Here is a 14,815-nt window from a genome sequence, read left to right as displayed (position 1 = left end):
AATTAACGTGGCGGAAGAGAGTCGCGGGCAGCGAGGGTCGGGGTACGGCCTTGGGTTGTCGACCAAGACCCAGGTAACCGGCTACCAGTTCCTGGCCCGGCGGACCTCGATGGCACTGACCCGTTGGCGGGTCCGCATGGAGATCGAGCCCGGCCGCCGCCAGACGCTGGCCCTGGTGGCATCGGTTTCCGCTGGGTTGGTGATCTGCCTGGGCGCCCTGCTGTGGTCGTTCATCAGCCCGTCGGGCCAGATCAACGAGTCGCCGATCATCGCCGACCGCGATTCCGGCGCCCTTTACGTCCGCGTGGGTGACAAGTTGTACCCGGCGCTGAACCTGGCTTCGGCGCGGCTGATCACGGGGCGGCCGGACAACCCGCACCTGGTCCGGTCGAGCCAGATCGCGAGCCTCCCGCGCGGGCCCCTGGTGGGCATCCCGGGCGCGCCGTCGAACTTCGCCCCCAAGACCCCGTCCGCGTCGTCGTGGCTGGTGTGCGACACCGTCGCCGGATCGACCGGCGTAGGGGCGCCATCCGGGGTGACCGTGACGGTCATCGACGGAACCCCGGACCTCAGCGGCCACCGACAGGTCCTGAACGGCTCGGACGCCGTGGTGCTGCGGTACGGCGACGACGCCTGGGTGGTCCGGCAGGGGCGCCGGTCGAAGATCGACGCGATGAACCGCTCGGTGTTGTTGCCGCTGGGTCTGACGCCCGAACAGGTCAGCATGGCGAAGCCGATGAGCCGCGCGCTCTACGACGCGCTGCCGGTGGGGCCGGAGCTGACGGTGCCCGAGATTCCCGGCGCAGGTGCCCCGGCCACGTTCGCGGGGGCGCCCGGCCCGGTGGGGACGGTGATCGTCACCCCGCAAATCAGTGGGCCGCAACAGTATTCGTTGGTGTTGGCCGACGGCGTGCAGACATTGCCCCCGCTGGTGGCGCAGATCCTGCAGAACGCCGGCGGCCCCGGCAACAACAAGCCGGTGACGGTCGAACCGTCGTCCCTGGCGAAGATGCCCGTGGTCAACAAGCTGGACCTGTCGTCGTATCCCGACAACCCGCTGAACGTGATGGACATCCGGGAGAACCCGGCGACCTGCTGGTGGTGGCAGAAGACCTCCGGTGAGAACCGGGCCCGCATCCAGGTCATCTCCGGGTCGACCATTCCCGTCGCGTCCAAGGAGATGAGCAAGGTCGTGTCGCTGGTCAAGGCCGACACCACCGGCCGCGAAGCCGACCAGGTGTACTTCGGCCCCGATCACGCCAACTTCGTGGCCGTCACCGGCAACGACCCGGGCGCCAAGACCACCGAATCGCTGTGGTGGCTGACCGACGCCGGCGCGCGGTTCGGGGTCGACGACACCCGCGAGGCCCGCGAGGCCCTCGGCCTCAAGACCGCTCCTAGCCTGGCGCCGTGGGTGGCGCTGCGGCTGCTGCCACAAGGCCCGACCCTCTCCCGGGCGGACGCCTTGGTGGAGCACGACACCCTGCCCATGGACATGACCCCTGCAGAGTTGGTGGTACCCCGATGAAACGTGGATTCGCGCGCCCGACACCGGAGAAGCCCCCGGTCATCAAGCCGGAGAACATCGTCCTCCCGACCCCGCTGAGCATCCCCCCACCGGAGGGCAAGCCGTGGTGGATCGTCGTGGTCGGCGTCGTCGTGATCGGCCTGCTGGGCGGCATGGTCGCGATGACCTTCGCGAGCGGCTCGCACGTCTTCGGCGGCGTCGGCGCGATCTTCCCGATCTTCATGATCGGCGGCATGGCGATGATGATGTTCGGCGGCCGGTTCGGCGGCCAGCAGCAGATGAGCCGGCCGAAGCTGGACGCGATGCGCGCCCAGTTCATGCTGATGCTCGACATGCTGCGCGAGACGGCGCACGAGTCGGCCGACAGCATGGACGCCAACTACCGCTGGTTCCACCCGGCGCCCGACACCCTGCCCGCCGCGGTGGGCTCGTCGCGGATGTGGGAGCGCAAGCCGGACGGCAAGGACCTCAACTTCGGTGTGGTCCGCGTCGGCGTGGGCATGACCCGTCCCGAGGTGACCTGGGGTGAGCCCCAGAACATGCCGACCGACATCGAGCTCGAGCCGGTGACCGGTAAGGCACTGCAGGAATTCGGCCGCTACCAGAGCGTCGTCTACAACCTGCCGAAGATGATTTCCCTGCTGGTCGAACCGTGGTACTCGCTGATCGGGGACCGCGAGCAGGTGCTGGGCCTGATGCGCGCGATCGTCTGCCAGCTGGCGTTTTCGCACGGCCCCGACCACGTGCAGATGGTCGTGGTCAGCTCCGACCTGGAGCAGTGGGATTGGGTGAAGTGGCTGCCGCACTTCGGTGACTCGCGGCGCCAGGACGCGGCCGGCAACGCCCGCATGGTCTACAGCTCGGTGCGCGAGTTCGCCGCGGAGCAGGCCGAATTGTTCGCCGGCCGTGGCTCTTTCACGCCCCGGCACGCCAGCTCGTCGGCGCAGACGCCGACGCCGCACACCGTGATCATCGCCGACGTCACGGACCCGCAATGGGAGTTCGTGATCAGCGCCGAGGGCATCGACGGCGTGACGTTCTTCGACCTGACCGGCTCGTCGATGTGGGCGTCCGTCCCCGAGCGGACGCTGCGGTTCGACGAACGCGGCGTGATCGAAGCCCTGCCGCGCGATCGCGACACGTGGATGGTCATCGACGAGAAGCCGTGGTTCTTCGCGCTCACCGACCACCTCAGCATCGGAGAGTCGGAGGAGTTCGCCCAGAAGCTGGCCCGCTGGCGGCTGGCCGAGGCGTACGAAGAGATCGGTCAGCGGGTGGCCCACATCGGCGCCCGGGACATCCTGGCCTACTACGGGATCGACGATCCGGCCGACATCGACTTCGACTCGCTGTGGGGCAGCCGCACCGACGCGATGGGCCGGTCGCGGCTGCGCGCTCCGTTCGGCAATCGTTCCGACAACGGCGAGTTGCTGTTCTTGGACATGAAGTCGCTGGACGAAGGCGGCGACGGCCCGCACGGGGTCATGTCCGGTACGACCGGTTCGGGTAAGTCGACGCTGGTGCGAACCGTGATCGAGTCGCTGATGCTCGGCCACCCGCCGGAGGAGCTGCAGTTCGTGCTGGCCGACCTCAAGGGTGGTTCGGCCGTCAAGCCGTTCGCCGGTGTGCCGCACGTGTCGCGCATCATCACCGACCTGGAAGAAGACCAGGCCCTGATGGAGCGCTTCCTGGACGCGCTGTGGGGCGAGATCGCGCGCCGCAAGGCGATCTGCGACAGCGCCGGGGTGGACGATGCCAAGGAATACAACAGCGTGCGCTCCCGGATGCGGGCCCGCGGGCAGGACATGCCGCCGCTGCCGATGCTGGTGGTCGTCATCGACGAGTTCTACGAGTGGTTCCGCATCATGCCGACGGCCGTCGACGTGCTGGACTCGATCGGCCGTCAGGGCCGCGCCTACTGGATCCACCTGATGATGGCGTCCCAGACCATTGAGAGCCGGGCCGAAAAGCTCATGGAGAACATGGGTTACCGGTTGGTGCTGAAGGCCCGCACCGCCGGGGCGGCGCAGGCGGCCGGTGTGCCGAACGCGGTGAACCTGCCGGCCCAGGCGGGTCTGGGTTACTTCCGGCGGAGCCTCGAGGACATCGTGCGGTTCCAGGCCGAGTTCCTGTGGCGGGACTACATCTCGCGCGGCGTCACCATCGACGGCGACGAGGCCCCGGCGTTGGTGCACAGCATCGATTACGTTCGGCCGCAACTGTTTACCAACTCGTTCACCCCCCTCGAGGTGAGCGTCGGGGGACCGACCATCGAGGCGGTTCACTCGAACGGCTCGAACGGTGAGCCGCTCGAGGTGTTGGAAGCCGAGGGCGAGGACGACGAGGGCATCAGGACGCCCAAGGTCGGCACGGTGATCATCGATCAGCTGCGCCGGATCGACTTCGAGCCCTACCGGTTGTGGCAGCCGCCGCTGAACGAACCCATCGCGATCGACGATCTGGTCAACCGGTTCATCGGCCGCTCGTGGCAGCAGGACTACGGGACCGAGCAGAACCTGGTGTTCCCGATCGGGATCATCGACCGGCCGTTCAAGCACGATCAGCCGCCGTGGACCGTCGACACCTCCGGGCCCGGTGCCAACGTGCTGATCCTGGGCGCCGGCGGTTCCGGTAAGACCACGGCGCTGCAGACGCTGATCTGCTCGGCGGCGCTGACCCACACGCCGGAGCAGGTCCAGTTCTACTGCCTGGCCTACAGCGGCACCGCGCTGACCACGGTGGCCCGCCTGCCCCACGTGGGTGAGGTGGCCGGTCCGACCGACCCGTACGGTGTGCGCCGCACGGTGGCCGAGCTGCTGGCGCTGGTTCGCGAGCGCAAGCGCAGCTTCCTCGAATACGGAATCGCCTCGATGGAGGTGTTCCGGCGCCGCAAGTTCGGCGGCGAGGCCGGGCCGGTGCCCAACGACGGGTTCGGCGACGTGTACCTGGTGATCGACAACTACCGGGCGCTGGCCGAGGAAAACGAGGTGCTGATCGAGCAGGTGAACCTGATCATCAACCAGGGACCCTCGTTCGGCGTACACGTCATCGTCACCGCGGACCGCGAATCGGAGCTGCGGCCGCCGGTGCGGAGCGGTTTCGGCTCGCGCGTCGAATTGCGTTTGGCCGCAGTCGAAGACGCCAAGCTGGTGCGTTCCCGGTTCGCCAAGGAAGTCCCGGTCAAGCCGGGACGCGGCATGGTGGCGGTCAACTACGTCCGCCTCGACGCCGACCCGCAGGCCGGTCTGCACACGCTGGTGGCGCGGCCCGCGCTGGCCAGCACGCCCGACAACGTGTTCGCGTCGGACAGCATCGTCGAGGCGGTCAGCCGCCTGGCGAGCGGCCAGGCCCCGCCGATCCGCCGCCTGCCGGCGCGCTTCGGTGTCGAGCAGGTGCGCGAGCTGGCGGCCCGCGACACCCGTCAGGGGGTTGGTGCCGGTGGAATCGTCTGGGCCATATCGGAATTGGATCTGGCGCCGGTCTATTTGAATTTCGCCGAGAACGCGCACCTGATGGTGACGGGCCGGCGCGAGTGTGGCCGCACCACGACGCTGGCGACGATCATGTCGGAAATCGGGCGGCTGTACGCGCCCGGCGCCAGCAGCGCGCCGCCGCCCCCGGCCGGGCGACCCTCCGCCCAGGTGTGGCTGGTCGACCCGCGCCGTCAGCTGCTGACGGTGCTGGGCTCGGAGTACGTGGAGAAGTTCGCGTACAACCTGGACGGCGTGCAGGCGATGATGAACGACATGTCCGCCCTGCTGGCCAGCCGCGAACCACCGCCCGGTCTGTCGGCGGAGGAGCTCTTGGCGCACTCGTGGTGGAGCGGCCCGGAGATCTTCCTCATCGTCGACGACATCCAGCAGCTGCCGGCCGGTTTCGATTCGCCGCTGCACAAGGCAGCCGCCTGGGTGACCAGGGCCGCCGACGTGGGCCTGCACGTGATCGTCACCCGCACGTTCGGTGGCTGGTCGTCGGCGGGCAGCGACCCGATGCTGCGGGCACTGCACCAGGCGAACGCGCCACTGCTGGTGATGGACGCCGACCCCGACGAGGGCTTCATCCGCGGCAAGATGAAGGGCGGCCCGCTGCCCCGCGGCCGAGGCCTGCTGATGGCCGAGGACACCGGCGTGTTCGTCCAGGTGGCCGCGACCGAGTTCCGCAAGTAGCGACCGCTACTGGGATTGGCCGCTGCGCTGGGTCTGAAAAATTACGCCCAGCGCAGCGGCAATGTCTTGAGCGCGAAGGTCTTCGACGGGAACTTGATCTCCGGTGTGTAATCCTCGGGCAGTTCGAAGTCCGGGATCTGCTTGAGCCATTCCGCCACGATGATGGTCAGCTCGATGCGCGCCAGGTGGGAACCCAGGCAGCGGTGCGGCCCGCCGCCGAATCCCCAGTGCCGGTGCACCTTGCCGTCCAGGAACAGCTCATCGGTGGACATCGGGTCGCTGCCGTCCCGGTTCACCGCGGCCATGCACAGCCGCACCGGTGTGCCCGCGGGCAGCGTCATGCCGCCCACCTCGACGATCTCCGTCGTCACCCGGGGCGCCACCGGCGCCGACGGCTCGAGCCGCACCATCTCCTCGATGAAAACCCTGATCTGCCGGGGATTGTCGCGTAGCGCCGCACGCAGGTCCGGCCGGCGCGCCAGGTGGTAGAGCGAGAACCCGATGGAGGCGGTCACCGTGTCCAGGCCGGCGAGGATCAGCAGGTGGCTCATGCCCAGCAGCTCGAGGTCGGTGAAGTTGCCCTCGCCGGTCATCACCCGGGACAACATGTCGGTGCCCGGATTTTCCCGCCGCTTCTGGATGGCGTCGGTGAGATACGCGAGCAGCTTGCGGGCTTTTTCGTGGTCCTCCTGCGTCATGTAGGGCCGCTCCCCGATGACGGCGTCCTTCCAATCGATGAGGAGGTCACGATCCTCGACCGGCAGGCCGTAGAGATCGAGGAATACCTGGTAGGGGTACAGCCGCGCGAAATCCGCCATCGCGTCGCACTTGCCTTGTTCGGCGAGCGCGGCGATCATCTCGGCGGCGTGCCGTTGCAGCACCGGCCGCGACTCGCTCAGCCCCTGCGGGCTGAAGTACGGCTGCAGGATCTTGCGGTAGCGGGTGTGTTCCGGCGGGTCGAAGGCCAGCGGCACGACCGGCAACGGGCTGCCCGGGGGTTGCAGCGCCAGCCGCGACGAGAACACCTTGGTGTTGCGCAGCGCGGCGAGCACGTCCTCACGCCGCGTCAGGTAGTAGTGGCCGTTCATGAACACCACCGGTCCGGCGTCCCGAAGCGTCTTCCATCCGACGCCGCGGTCGGCGGACATCGGCAGCTTGGTGTATTCCAGCCGGGGTAGGTGGAAGGTGGCCGGCTGGCCTTCGCCGAGAGTGCTCATGCGCTCTGATCTCCGCTTGTCCGTTCGGTTTTCGTGTTGTCGCCGTCGTCGTCGACGCCGCCGGACCCGCCCGGATCCTCTCGTCACCGGCTTGTCGACGGCACATCAATATCCCACGGGGGACGAGGGGGATACCAATCGTGTAGGCCCCGATCGGCACCCGTCTCCTAGACTTTATCGACCGGCTAATCTACCTATCGATCGTCCGTTCCGGGTTTTCGCGAATGCCGCCGAAGGAAACGAAGAAGGAAACCTTGTGAAGGTTCGTCTCGAAACGTCCAAATGCGTGGGCCACGCCCAGTGCTATGCCGTCGATCCAAACCTGTTCCCCATCGACGAGTCGGGCTATTCGATCCTCGAGGAGCACGAGGTGCGGCCCGAGGATGAACAGTTGACGCGCGACGGCGTGGCCTCGTGCCCGGAAATGGCGCTGATCCTCGAAGAGGACTAGCGGCGCAGCAAGGCGAACCGATCGGGAAACGCACGATGAACATTCGGTTGTCTCTGGTAAACCGCCGCTGGCCGGGAGTGAACATTGGTTGGCTGGGAATGAACAGTTGGCGTCGTCGGTCGGAGCGCCTGGCACGAGCAGCTAATGTCTTTCGCGAGCGGCAGTTCAGGCACCAAAGAGCTGTCGCTCGGTTGCTGACAGCGGGGTAGTCGAGGCGGATTGTGCATGTCGTTCCTGACCGGAAGTCCAGGCAATCCTGGTGGTAGAGCACGCATTTCGGCCGGAGGGAACCGGTGCGCCACGGTGCGCGGACTATCGCGACGGCTGGGTTTGCTGGTCAACAACGTTGTGACCGCGCCCACCATGGCTTGTACCTGACCGCGATGATCGCCGCCGCGATCATGGCCAACTGAGGAGGACACGGTGTTCGACTTCGGAGCGCTACCGCCCGAAATCAATTCCGGTCGGATGTATGCGGGTCCGGGGGCGGAGTCCATCATGGTCGCCGCGACCGCGTGGGACGAGCTGGCGTCGGAGCTGAGCACGGCTGCTTCTGGTTACGACTCGGTGATCAACGATTTGATCAGCGCTCCCTGGGTCGGGCCGTCGTCGACGGCGATGGTCAACGCGGTGGTGCCCTACGTGAGCTGGCTCAGCTCGGCCGCCGGTCTGGCGGAGGACAGCGCCAGCCAGGCCCGCGCGGCCGCGGGCGCCTTTGAGGAGGCTTTCGCCCTGACGGTGCCGCCGCCGGTGATCGTGGCCAACCGGGTGCTGTTGGCGACGCTGGTCGCGACCAACTTCTTCGGGCAGAACACGCCCGCGATCATGGCCACCGAGGCGCAGTACATGGAGATGTGGGCCCAGGACGCCGCGGCGATGTACGGCTACGCCGCTTCCTCGGCGGCCGCGACGGTGCTGACCCCGTATCCGGAGCCGCCCAACACCAGCACCCCGACCGCGGCGGCCAACCAGAGCGCCGCCGTCGCCCAGGCCACCGCCCAGCCGGCCGCGCAGACGGTGCTGGATCAGATCGCCGCGATCCCGCAGGCACTGCAACAACTCGCGCTGCAGCAGGTGTCCAGCTACACCTTCACCAACTGGCCGTTCTCGATGCTGCAGCAGCAACTGCAATCCTTCCTCAAGTACGGGCTTCCGACCGCGACCAACGACTGGTTCGGGATCCGGAACAACGGGTTGACCTTCCCCGCCACCGGCGTCAGCCCATTGGGCAACGAGATACGGCAGTTCGCGCAGGCCTACTTCGGGGTGGGTATCGGAAACTTCGGGTGGTCGATCGGCCAGCAGCTCACCTTCGGCCCCGGCGGTGCGACGGCCGGTGCCGGTGGTGCCTGGTTCCCGACACCGCAGTTCGCCGGCCTGCACCTGGGCGGCATCGGCGGCCTGGGCGGCGTGCACCCCGCCGGCGCCGTTTCGGCGAGCGCCGGCGAGGCCGGCAGGATCGGGGCGCTGTCGGTGCCGGCGAACTGGACCAACCCGGCTGCGCAGGCAACCCTGGTCAGCGCCGTGTCCGAAGAGACGCCGCCCGTCAACGCGGGTGCCGGCGCCGTACCGGGGAACGCCCTGCTGCGCGGCATCCCGACCGGGGCGGTCGGACGGCGCAGCGCCGGCTACGGCTACACCACCAAGTACGGCTTCCGCTACAGCGTCCTGACTCGACCACCGTCGGCCGGATGATCGAGAGGCGGCGAGCAATGACCTTCCATCCGGCAAGCCTGTCCAGGGCGGCCCCGAATGAACAGCAGTTGTCCAGCAATGAACAGTTGGCGCTAAGGAGGCGCGACCCGACGGGATCCAATTAGTCTCACTAGCAAGCCCTGTCTGAAGTGAACTTCAGCAGCGAAGAGCATTCCTTGAAGGTCATCGAGCCTGAAAGTTGAGGAGGAAAACAGATGTCGTTTGTGACTACCCAGCCCGAAGCGTTGGCGGCGGCGGCAGGCAGTTTGCAGGGTATCGGCTCGGCGTTGAGCGCCCAGAACGCCGCGGCGGCGGCCCCGACGACCGGGGTGGTGCCCGCTGCCGCCGATGAGGTGTCGGCGCTGACCGCGGCCCAGTTCGCCGCGCACGCCCAGATGTACCAGGCCGTGAGCGCTCAGGCCGCGGCCATCCACGAGCAGTTCGTCAGCACCCTGGGCATCAGCTCCGGGTCCTACGCGGCGACCGAGGCGGCCAACGCGGCCGCGGCCGGCTAGGGGGTTTAGGACATGACAATGGATCTTGGAGCGCTGCCTCCCGAAGTCAGCTCCGCGCTGATCTACTCGGGCCCGGGTTCGTCGTCCCTGATGGCGGCCGCCTCGGCGTGGAACGGCGTTGCCGCCGAGCTGACTTCGGCCGCGATGGGCTACGACAACATCATCACCCAGCTGGCTGGCGAGGAATGGCTTGGGCCTGCCTCGGCGTCGATGGCCGCGGCGGCGCAGCCCTACGTGCAGTGGATGACGACGACCGCCGGCCAAGCCGAGGAGGCGGCCGCCCAGGCCCAGTCGGCCGCGGCGGCCTACGAGACGGTGTTGGCCTCGGTGGTCCCCCCGCCGGAGATCGCCATCAACCGCACCACGCTGACCCAGGCCCAGGCGACCAACATCCTGGGTCAGAACAACGGGATCATCGCGCAGCTGGAGGCGCAGTACGCCGAGTTCTGGGCGCAGAACGCCTCGGCGTTGTACAGCTACGCCAACCAGTCCGCGGCGGCGGCCAAGGTGACGCCGTTCCAAAACGCGCCCACCGTCGCCAACCCGGCCGCTGCGGCCGTCACCCAGTCCGCGGCACCGGCGGCGTCGATCCAGCAGACCCTGCAGAGTTATCTCACCCAGATTCAGCAGGCGCTGGGCGCGTTCGGCTCTCCGGCCACGACGAACACGTTCTTCTCGCAGTTCTCGAACTCCAACCCGTTGATTAGCGAGGTCTGGTTCCTGCTGACCGGTCAGACGATTCTGCCGTCGAACATCGGTACCGCGCTGGGTGGCTACTCGAACTACGCGAGCTTCTTCTACAACACCGAGGGTCTGCCGTACTTCAGCGTTGGTATGGGCAACTTCGGTGTTCAGATGGCCAAGACCCTGGGCGCCATCACCGGCCCGGCGGCGGCCGCGGCCGCCGTCCCGAAGGGCCTGCCTGGCCTGGGCGGCCTGCTGGGCGGCGGCGCCGGCGGCGCGGCAGCGCATCTGGGCAGCGCGACGTCGATCGGCAAGTTGTCGGTGCCGGTCTCGTGGACGGGCGCCACTGCCCCGACGGCGGCCGCGGCCCACGCCATTCCGGTCAGCAGCATCAGCGCTGCGCCGGAGGCGGCCGGCGGACCCGGCAACCTGCTGGGCGGCATGCCGCTGGCGGGTGTCGGCTCCGGTGCCGCCAGCGGTGCCGGTCCCCGGTACGGGTTCCGTCCCACCGTCATGGCCCGGCCGCCCCTGGGTGGCTAGCCGCCTTTCCGTCACAACTGGCGTCGTGGGCGCAGGCACAATTGCCTGCGCCCACGACGGCGTTTCGGGGGCCTGATCGGCCGCCGTCCGAGCGCGTCCGCGCACGGGCCGTGCTACCGCCCTCACTGCGCCGGCCGCATCCCGGGGCCGTCGCCGACCGACGACGCGTTGACGGCGGCCCGGAAACCGGGCGCCGACCCGGACTCCGCTAACGCGGCTCGCGGTGGCTGAGCCGCCCGTCTGGCAACCCCTTCGGCGGCTTTAACTGCGGCCGGATTTTTACCCGGACCCGTCACTGTCGGCCCGCCGACTTCCCAAAAACTGGGCCCGTTCGGGACGCGCGCCGGGCGCGCACAGGACTCATTTCCGCAGGTAGCGGCCGGTGCTTTCGACGAGCTGCCGCTCACCGAGCGAGGCCCCCGTCGCTCTCCGGCCACCGGGCGGGCCGGCGTCGCCGCTTGGGCCCTGCAGCTCGGCCGGCGCCGGGCGGGGATTACGGGCCTTAGCCTCCTCTCTAGCGAACAGCCTCTTAAACATCCCTTGCATCAGTCGTCATTAGCCCGAACTTGCGGAGAAAACATGTCGTTCGAGTCCGGTGGTTCATAGGTGTTGGACTTCGGGGCGCTACCGCCAGAGATCAACTCGGGCCGGATCTATGCCGGCCCGGGTTCCGGCTCGATGATGGCCGCGGCTTCGGCCTGGGATGGGCTGGCCAGCGAGCTGAGTCTGGCGGCGACGGGCTACTCGTCGGTGATTACCGAGTTGACCAGCGCACCCTGGTTGGGGCCGGCATCGCGCTCGATGCTGGCCGCCGCCACGCCCTATGTCTCGTGGCTCGGCGCCGCCGCGGCGCTCGCCGAGGACGCCGCGAACCAGGCCAGAGCCGCAGCCGCCGCCTTCGAAACCGCCTTCACTTTGACAGTGCCGCCACCACTGATCGCGGCGAACCGGGTTTTGTTGGCCACGCTGATTGCGACCAACTTCTTCGGACAGAACTTTCCGGCCATCGCCGCCACCGAGGCCCAGTACGCCGAGATGTGGGCCCAAGACGCCATGGCGATGTACGGCTACGCGGCCGCCTCGGCGATCGCGACACAGTTGACCCCGTTCACCGAGCCGGCACAGGCCACCGACCAAGGCGGGCTGGCCGCCCAGGCGGTCGCGGTCGGTCAGGCCGTCGCCACGCCGGCGGGCACCGGCGCGCCCCAAGTGGCCGCGGCCACCCCGGGGCTTGCGCTGACCCCCGACGCGGTTTCCATCACGTCCGTCTTCACGTCGATCAACCAAGCGCTGCAACAGCTTTCGGCCGGGGCGCTGGCTTCGCAGCTGAACCCGTACAACTGGTGGATCGTGCAGCAGGTCGTCGCACTCAACGTGTCGAACCGAACCGCGTTGTCACGCACCACCGTGGGTCTCGCCTATTTCTCCACCGGGCTGATGCAATTCTTCGGCTCCATCGCGCAGCAGATCACCTTCGGCCCCGGTGGGACGACGGCCGGGGCGCAAGGCGCCTGGTACGCGACCCCGCAGTTCGCCGGCCTGCATCTGGGCGCCGTCGGCAGCGGTGCCGTCGGCCACGGCGGGATCGCGGCGAATTTGTCCTCGGCCACCAAGATCGGGGGGTTGTCGGTGCCGCAGGGTTGGGCGGGCTCTCCCGGCGCGGTCGAGGAATCGGCCGCCCAGGCGGTCGCCGTCGACTACGCCACCGACCCGCAGGGTGCGGGCAACGGGCTGCTGCGCGGCATGCCGATGGGCACCGGCAGCCGACGCTCGGGCTCCGCCTTTCCGCCCCGCGAATACGGATTCAGGCGCAGCGTGCTCGCGCGCCCACCATCCGCCGGATAACCAGCTGTACGAGGCGGCCAACGTGGCCGCGACTGATGAAGGAGTCAGGACATGGCAATCGATTTCGGTGCGTTACCGCCGGAGATCAACTCGGCGCGCCTGTACACCGGTGTGGGCTCGACACCACTGGTGACCGCGGCCTCGGCCTGGAACTCCCTGGCCGCGGAGCTGAACGCGGCCGCCCTGGGCTATGAGAACGTCGTGACGCAGCTGGCCGGCGAGGAGTGGCTCGGCCCGGCCTCGGGGTCCATGGCCGCCGCGGTGCAACCGTATGTGGACTGGGTGAGTACGACCGCCGCCCAGGCCGAACAGGCCGCCGCGCAAGCCAGCGCGGCCGCGGCCGCCTATGAGGCGGCGTTCGCCGCGATCGTGCCGCCGCCGCTGATCGCGGCGAACCGCACCCAGTTGGCTCAGGCGGTGTCGACCAACGTGCTGGGACAAAACACCGGGATCATCGCGCAGCTGGAAGCCCAGTACGCCGAATTCTGGGCCCAGGACGCCGCGACGATGTACAGCTACGCCGGCAACTCGGCGGCGGCTTCCAACGTCACACCGTTCACCTCGGCACCGACGGTGGCCAATCCCGCCGCTTCGACGATCCAGGCGGCCGCCACTACGTCCGCCGCGACCACGTCGGTCGGCTCGATCCAGAACCAGATCAACAGCGCCATCAGCCAGATCAGCGCGCAACTGGCGAGCCTGGCGTCGCCGTTCTACACGCCACTCCAACAGGAATGGTGGTATTTGGCATCGGCCAACGGGCCGCTGTCGGCCGTGTGGCAGGTCCTGTTCGGGTCACCGTCGTTCCCGGGCAACAGCCTTTCCGCCTTCATGTCGGCGTGGTCGCCGTATGCCGGCGTCCTCTACAACACCGAGGGTCTGCCATATTTCAGCATCGGCATGGCCAACTCGATGACGCAGACCGCGAAAACCGTCGGGGCGATCGGCGGCGCGGTGCCGGCGGCCGCGGCCGCCGTCCCCAAGGGCCTGCCCGGCCTGGGCGGGCTGCTGGGCGGCGGCGCGCCGCCGGTGGCGGCGCACCTGGGCAGCGCCACCTCGATCGGCAAGCTGTCCGTGCCGGCCGCATGGTCCGGGCCGGTTTCGACGCCCAGCCACGCGACGGCCATCCCGGTGAGCAACGTGCGGGAGGCACCCGACGCGGCGCCCGGCAACCTGCTGGGCGGCATGCCGCTGGCCGGCGCGGGGACCGGCGGGAGCGGGGCCGGCCCCCGGTACGGATTCAAGCCCGTCGTGATGGCCCGCCCGCCCGCGGCCGGCTAGGCGTGGACAGGCCAATGGTGCCCAGGCGCGTCCCGAGCGGGGCCCTGCCGCCGGCCCGGCAACGGCATTTGCTCCAGCGCGATTTCGGCGCATCGATGCTACGCTCCATACGTGCTGGCCAACCGGCCTTGAACGGCAGCCTCGCGGGGACGACCTTCCAGGTTTGCTGTGACGGTCCTGTGAACGCCAGCGACAACGGCCAGGCGCTGTTACTGTGTCGTTACTAAAAGTGAATTCGCCGTGCCATCCAGTGAACAATTGCGAACAGGTGGACTCGGAGTCAGCTTGAAACGGATGCTGTCATCTACTCTCTTGCACAGAGCAGTGCGGGGGACAATCGAGGAGGGAAAAACATGTCGTTCGTGACCACACAGCCGGAGGCCCTGGCTGCGGCGGCCGGGAGCCTGCAGGGGATCGGCTCGGCGCTGAGCGCGCAGAACGCGGCCGCGGCCGCCCCGACGACCGGGGTAGTGCCCGCTGCGGCCGACGAGGTATCGGCGCTGACCGCGGCCCAGTTCGCCGCCCACGCGCAGATGTACCAGGCCGTCAGCGCCCAGGCGGCCGCGATTCACGAGCAGTTCGTGAGCACGCTGGGAATCAGCTCGGGCTCGTACGCCGCGACCGAAGCCGCCAACGCAGCGGCCGCCGGCTGATCAGGTTCAGCGGTTCTGCAATGTCGGGTCTGACGGCTTCGCCGGGATCCGAACTCACGTCGATTCAATCGCCGCGGTTGGCGCCTGGGGTCCACACGTCAGGCGCCGGCCGACGGTATGGGGGAAGTCTTTTTCGTATGTGGCTTGACGGTGCGCTAGCGCGTCACCGTTCGGCCAGCGTCACTCACAACTGAATACAAGTCACTCAGAATTAAGGAGAAAGCCAACATGGCAACACGT

At 68.4% G+C, this 14,815-nt stretch carries 10 protein-coding genes; 9 read left to right on the top strand and 1 reads right to left on the bottom strand.

Going from position 1 to position 14,815, the window contains the following annotated elements:
* Nucleotides 1–7 precede the first annotated feature (7 nt).
* Both eccB and eccCa read left to right on the top strand, forming a co-directional pair.
* Nucleotides 8–1,528 carry a type VII secretion protein EccB gene (gene eccB / locus AC5Y4S_RS29005; RefSeq protein ID WP_068187773.1) on the top strand — a complete coding sequence of 507 codons (1,521 nt, stop codon included), beginning with the start codon at nucleotides 8–10 and terminating at the stop codon, nucleotides 1,526–1,528.
* Entirely contained in the window at nucleotides 1,525–5,694 is a 4,170-nt protein-coding gene (eccCa, locus tag AC5Y4S_RS29000; RefSeq protein ID WP_500035971.1) for a type VII secretion protein EccCa, read from the top strand. The genes eccB and eccCa overlap by 4 nt, the downstream gene beginning before the upstream one ends.
* 41 nt (nucleotides 5,695–5,735) lie before the next feature.
* On the opposite strand, the gene AC5Y4S_RS28995 is transcribed toward eccCa, so the two are convergent.
* Nucleotides 5,736–6,911: a cytochrome P450 gene (locus AC5Y4S_RS28995; protein ID WP_500035970.1), complete on the bottom strand. Its 1,176-nt coding sequence runs from the start codon at nucleotides 6,909–6,911 to the stop codon at nucleotides 5,736–5,738.
* Between the two features lie 256 nt (nucleotides 6,912–7,167).
* Here AC5Y4S_RS28995 and fdxE point away from each other — a divergent pair, with 256 nt between their 5' ends.
* The 7 genes from fdxE (at nucleotide 7,168) to AC5Y4S_RS28960 (ending at nucleotide 14,575) form a co-directional block, all read left to right on the top strand.
* Entirely contained in the window at nucleotides 7,168–7,362 is a 195-nt protein-coding gene (gene fdxE / locus AC5Y4S_RS28990) for a ferredoxin FdxE (RefSeq protein ID WP_068103733.1), read from the top strand.
* A gap of 423 nt (nucleotides 7,363–7,785) precedes the next feature.
* Complete coding sequence (locus tag AC5Y4S_RS28985) at nucleotides 7,786–9,057, top strand: PPE family protein (protein WP_500035969.1); 1,272 nt, start codon at nucleotides 7,786–7,788, stop codon at nucleotides 9,055–9,057.
* Between the two features lie 215 nt (nucleotides 9,058–9,272).
* Nucleotides 9,273–9,572 carry a PE family protein gene (locus AC5Y4S_RS28980; protein WP_066912455.1) on the top strand — a complete coding sequence of 100 codons (300 nt, stop codon included), beginning with the start codon at nucleotides 9,273–9,275 and terminating at the stop codon, nucleotides 9,570–9,572.
* A 12-nt stretch (nucleotides 9,573–9,584) separates the two neighbouring features.
* Nucleotides 9,585–10,796 (top strand): PPE family protein, encoded by a 1,212-nt coding sequence (locus tag AC5Y4S_RS28975; RefSeq protein ID WP_500035968.1) that lies wholly within the window; start codon nucleotides 9,585–9,587, stop codon nucleotides 10,794–10,796.
* Nucleotides 10,797–11,402: 606 nt separating this feature from the next.
* Entirely contained in the window at nucleotides 11,403–12,641 is a 1,239-nt protein-coding gene (locus tag AC5Y4S_RS28970; protein ID WP_500035967.1) for a PPE family protein, SVP subgroup, read from the top strand.
* 57 nt (nucleotides 12,642–12,698) lie between these two features.
* Nucleotides 12,699–13,922 (top strand): PPE family protein, encoded by a 1,224-nt coding sequence (locus tag AC5Y4S_RS28965; RefSeq protein WP_500035993.1) that lies wholly within the window; start codon nucleotides 12,699–12,701, stop codon nucleotides 13,920–13,922.
* Nucleotides 13,923–14,275: 353 nt separating this feature from the next.
* The gene (locus AC5Y4S_RS28960) at nucleotides 14,276–14,575 is read left to right on the top strand and encodes a PE family protein (protein WP_066912455.1); all 300 of its coding nucleotides are present in this window, start codon (nucleotides 14,276–14,278) and stop codon (nucleotides 14,573–14,575) included.
* The last annotated feature ends 240 nt before the right edge of the window (nucleotides 14,576–14,815 follow it).

The sequence above is a fragment of the Mycobacterium sp. NGS64 genome (assembly GCF_059812245.1).
Note: the sequence above shows the minus strand (reverse complement) of the source record. Positions and strands in the feature narration are given on the sequence as shown.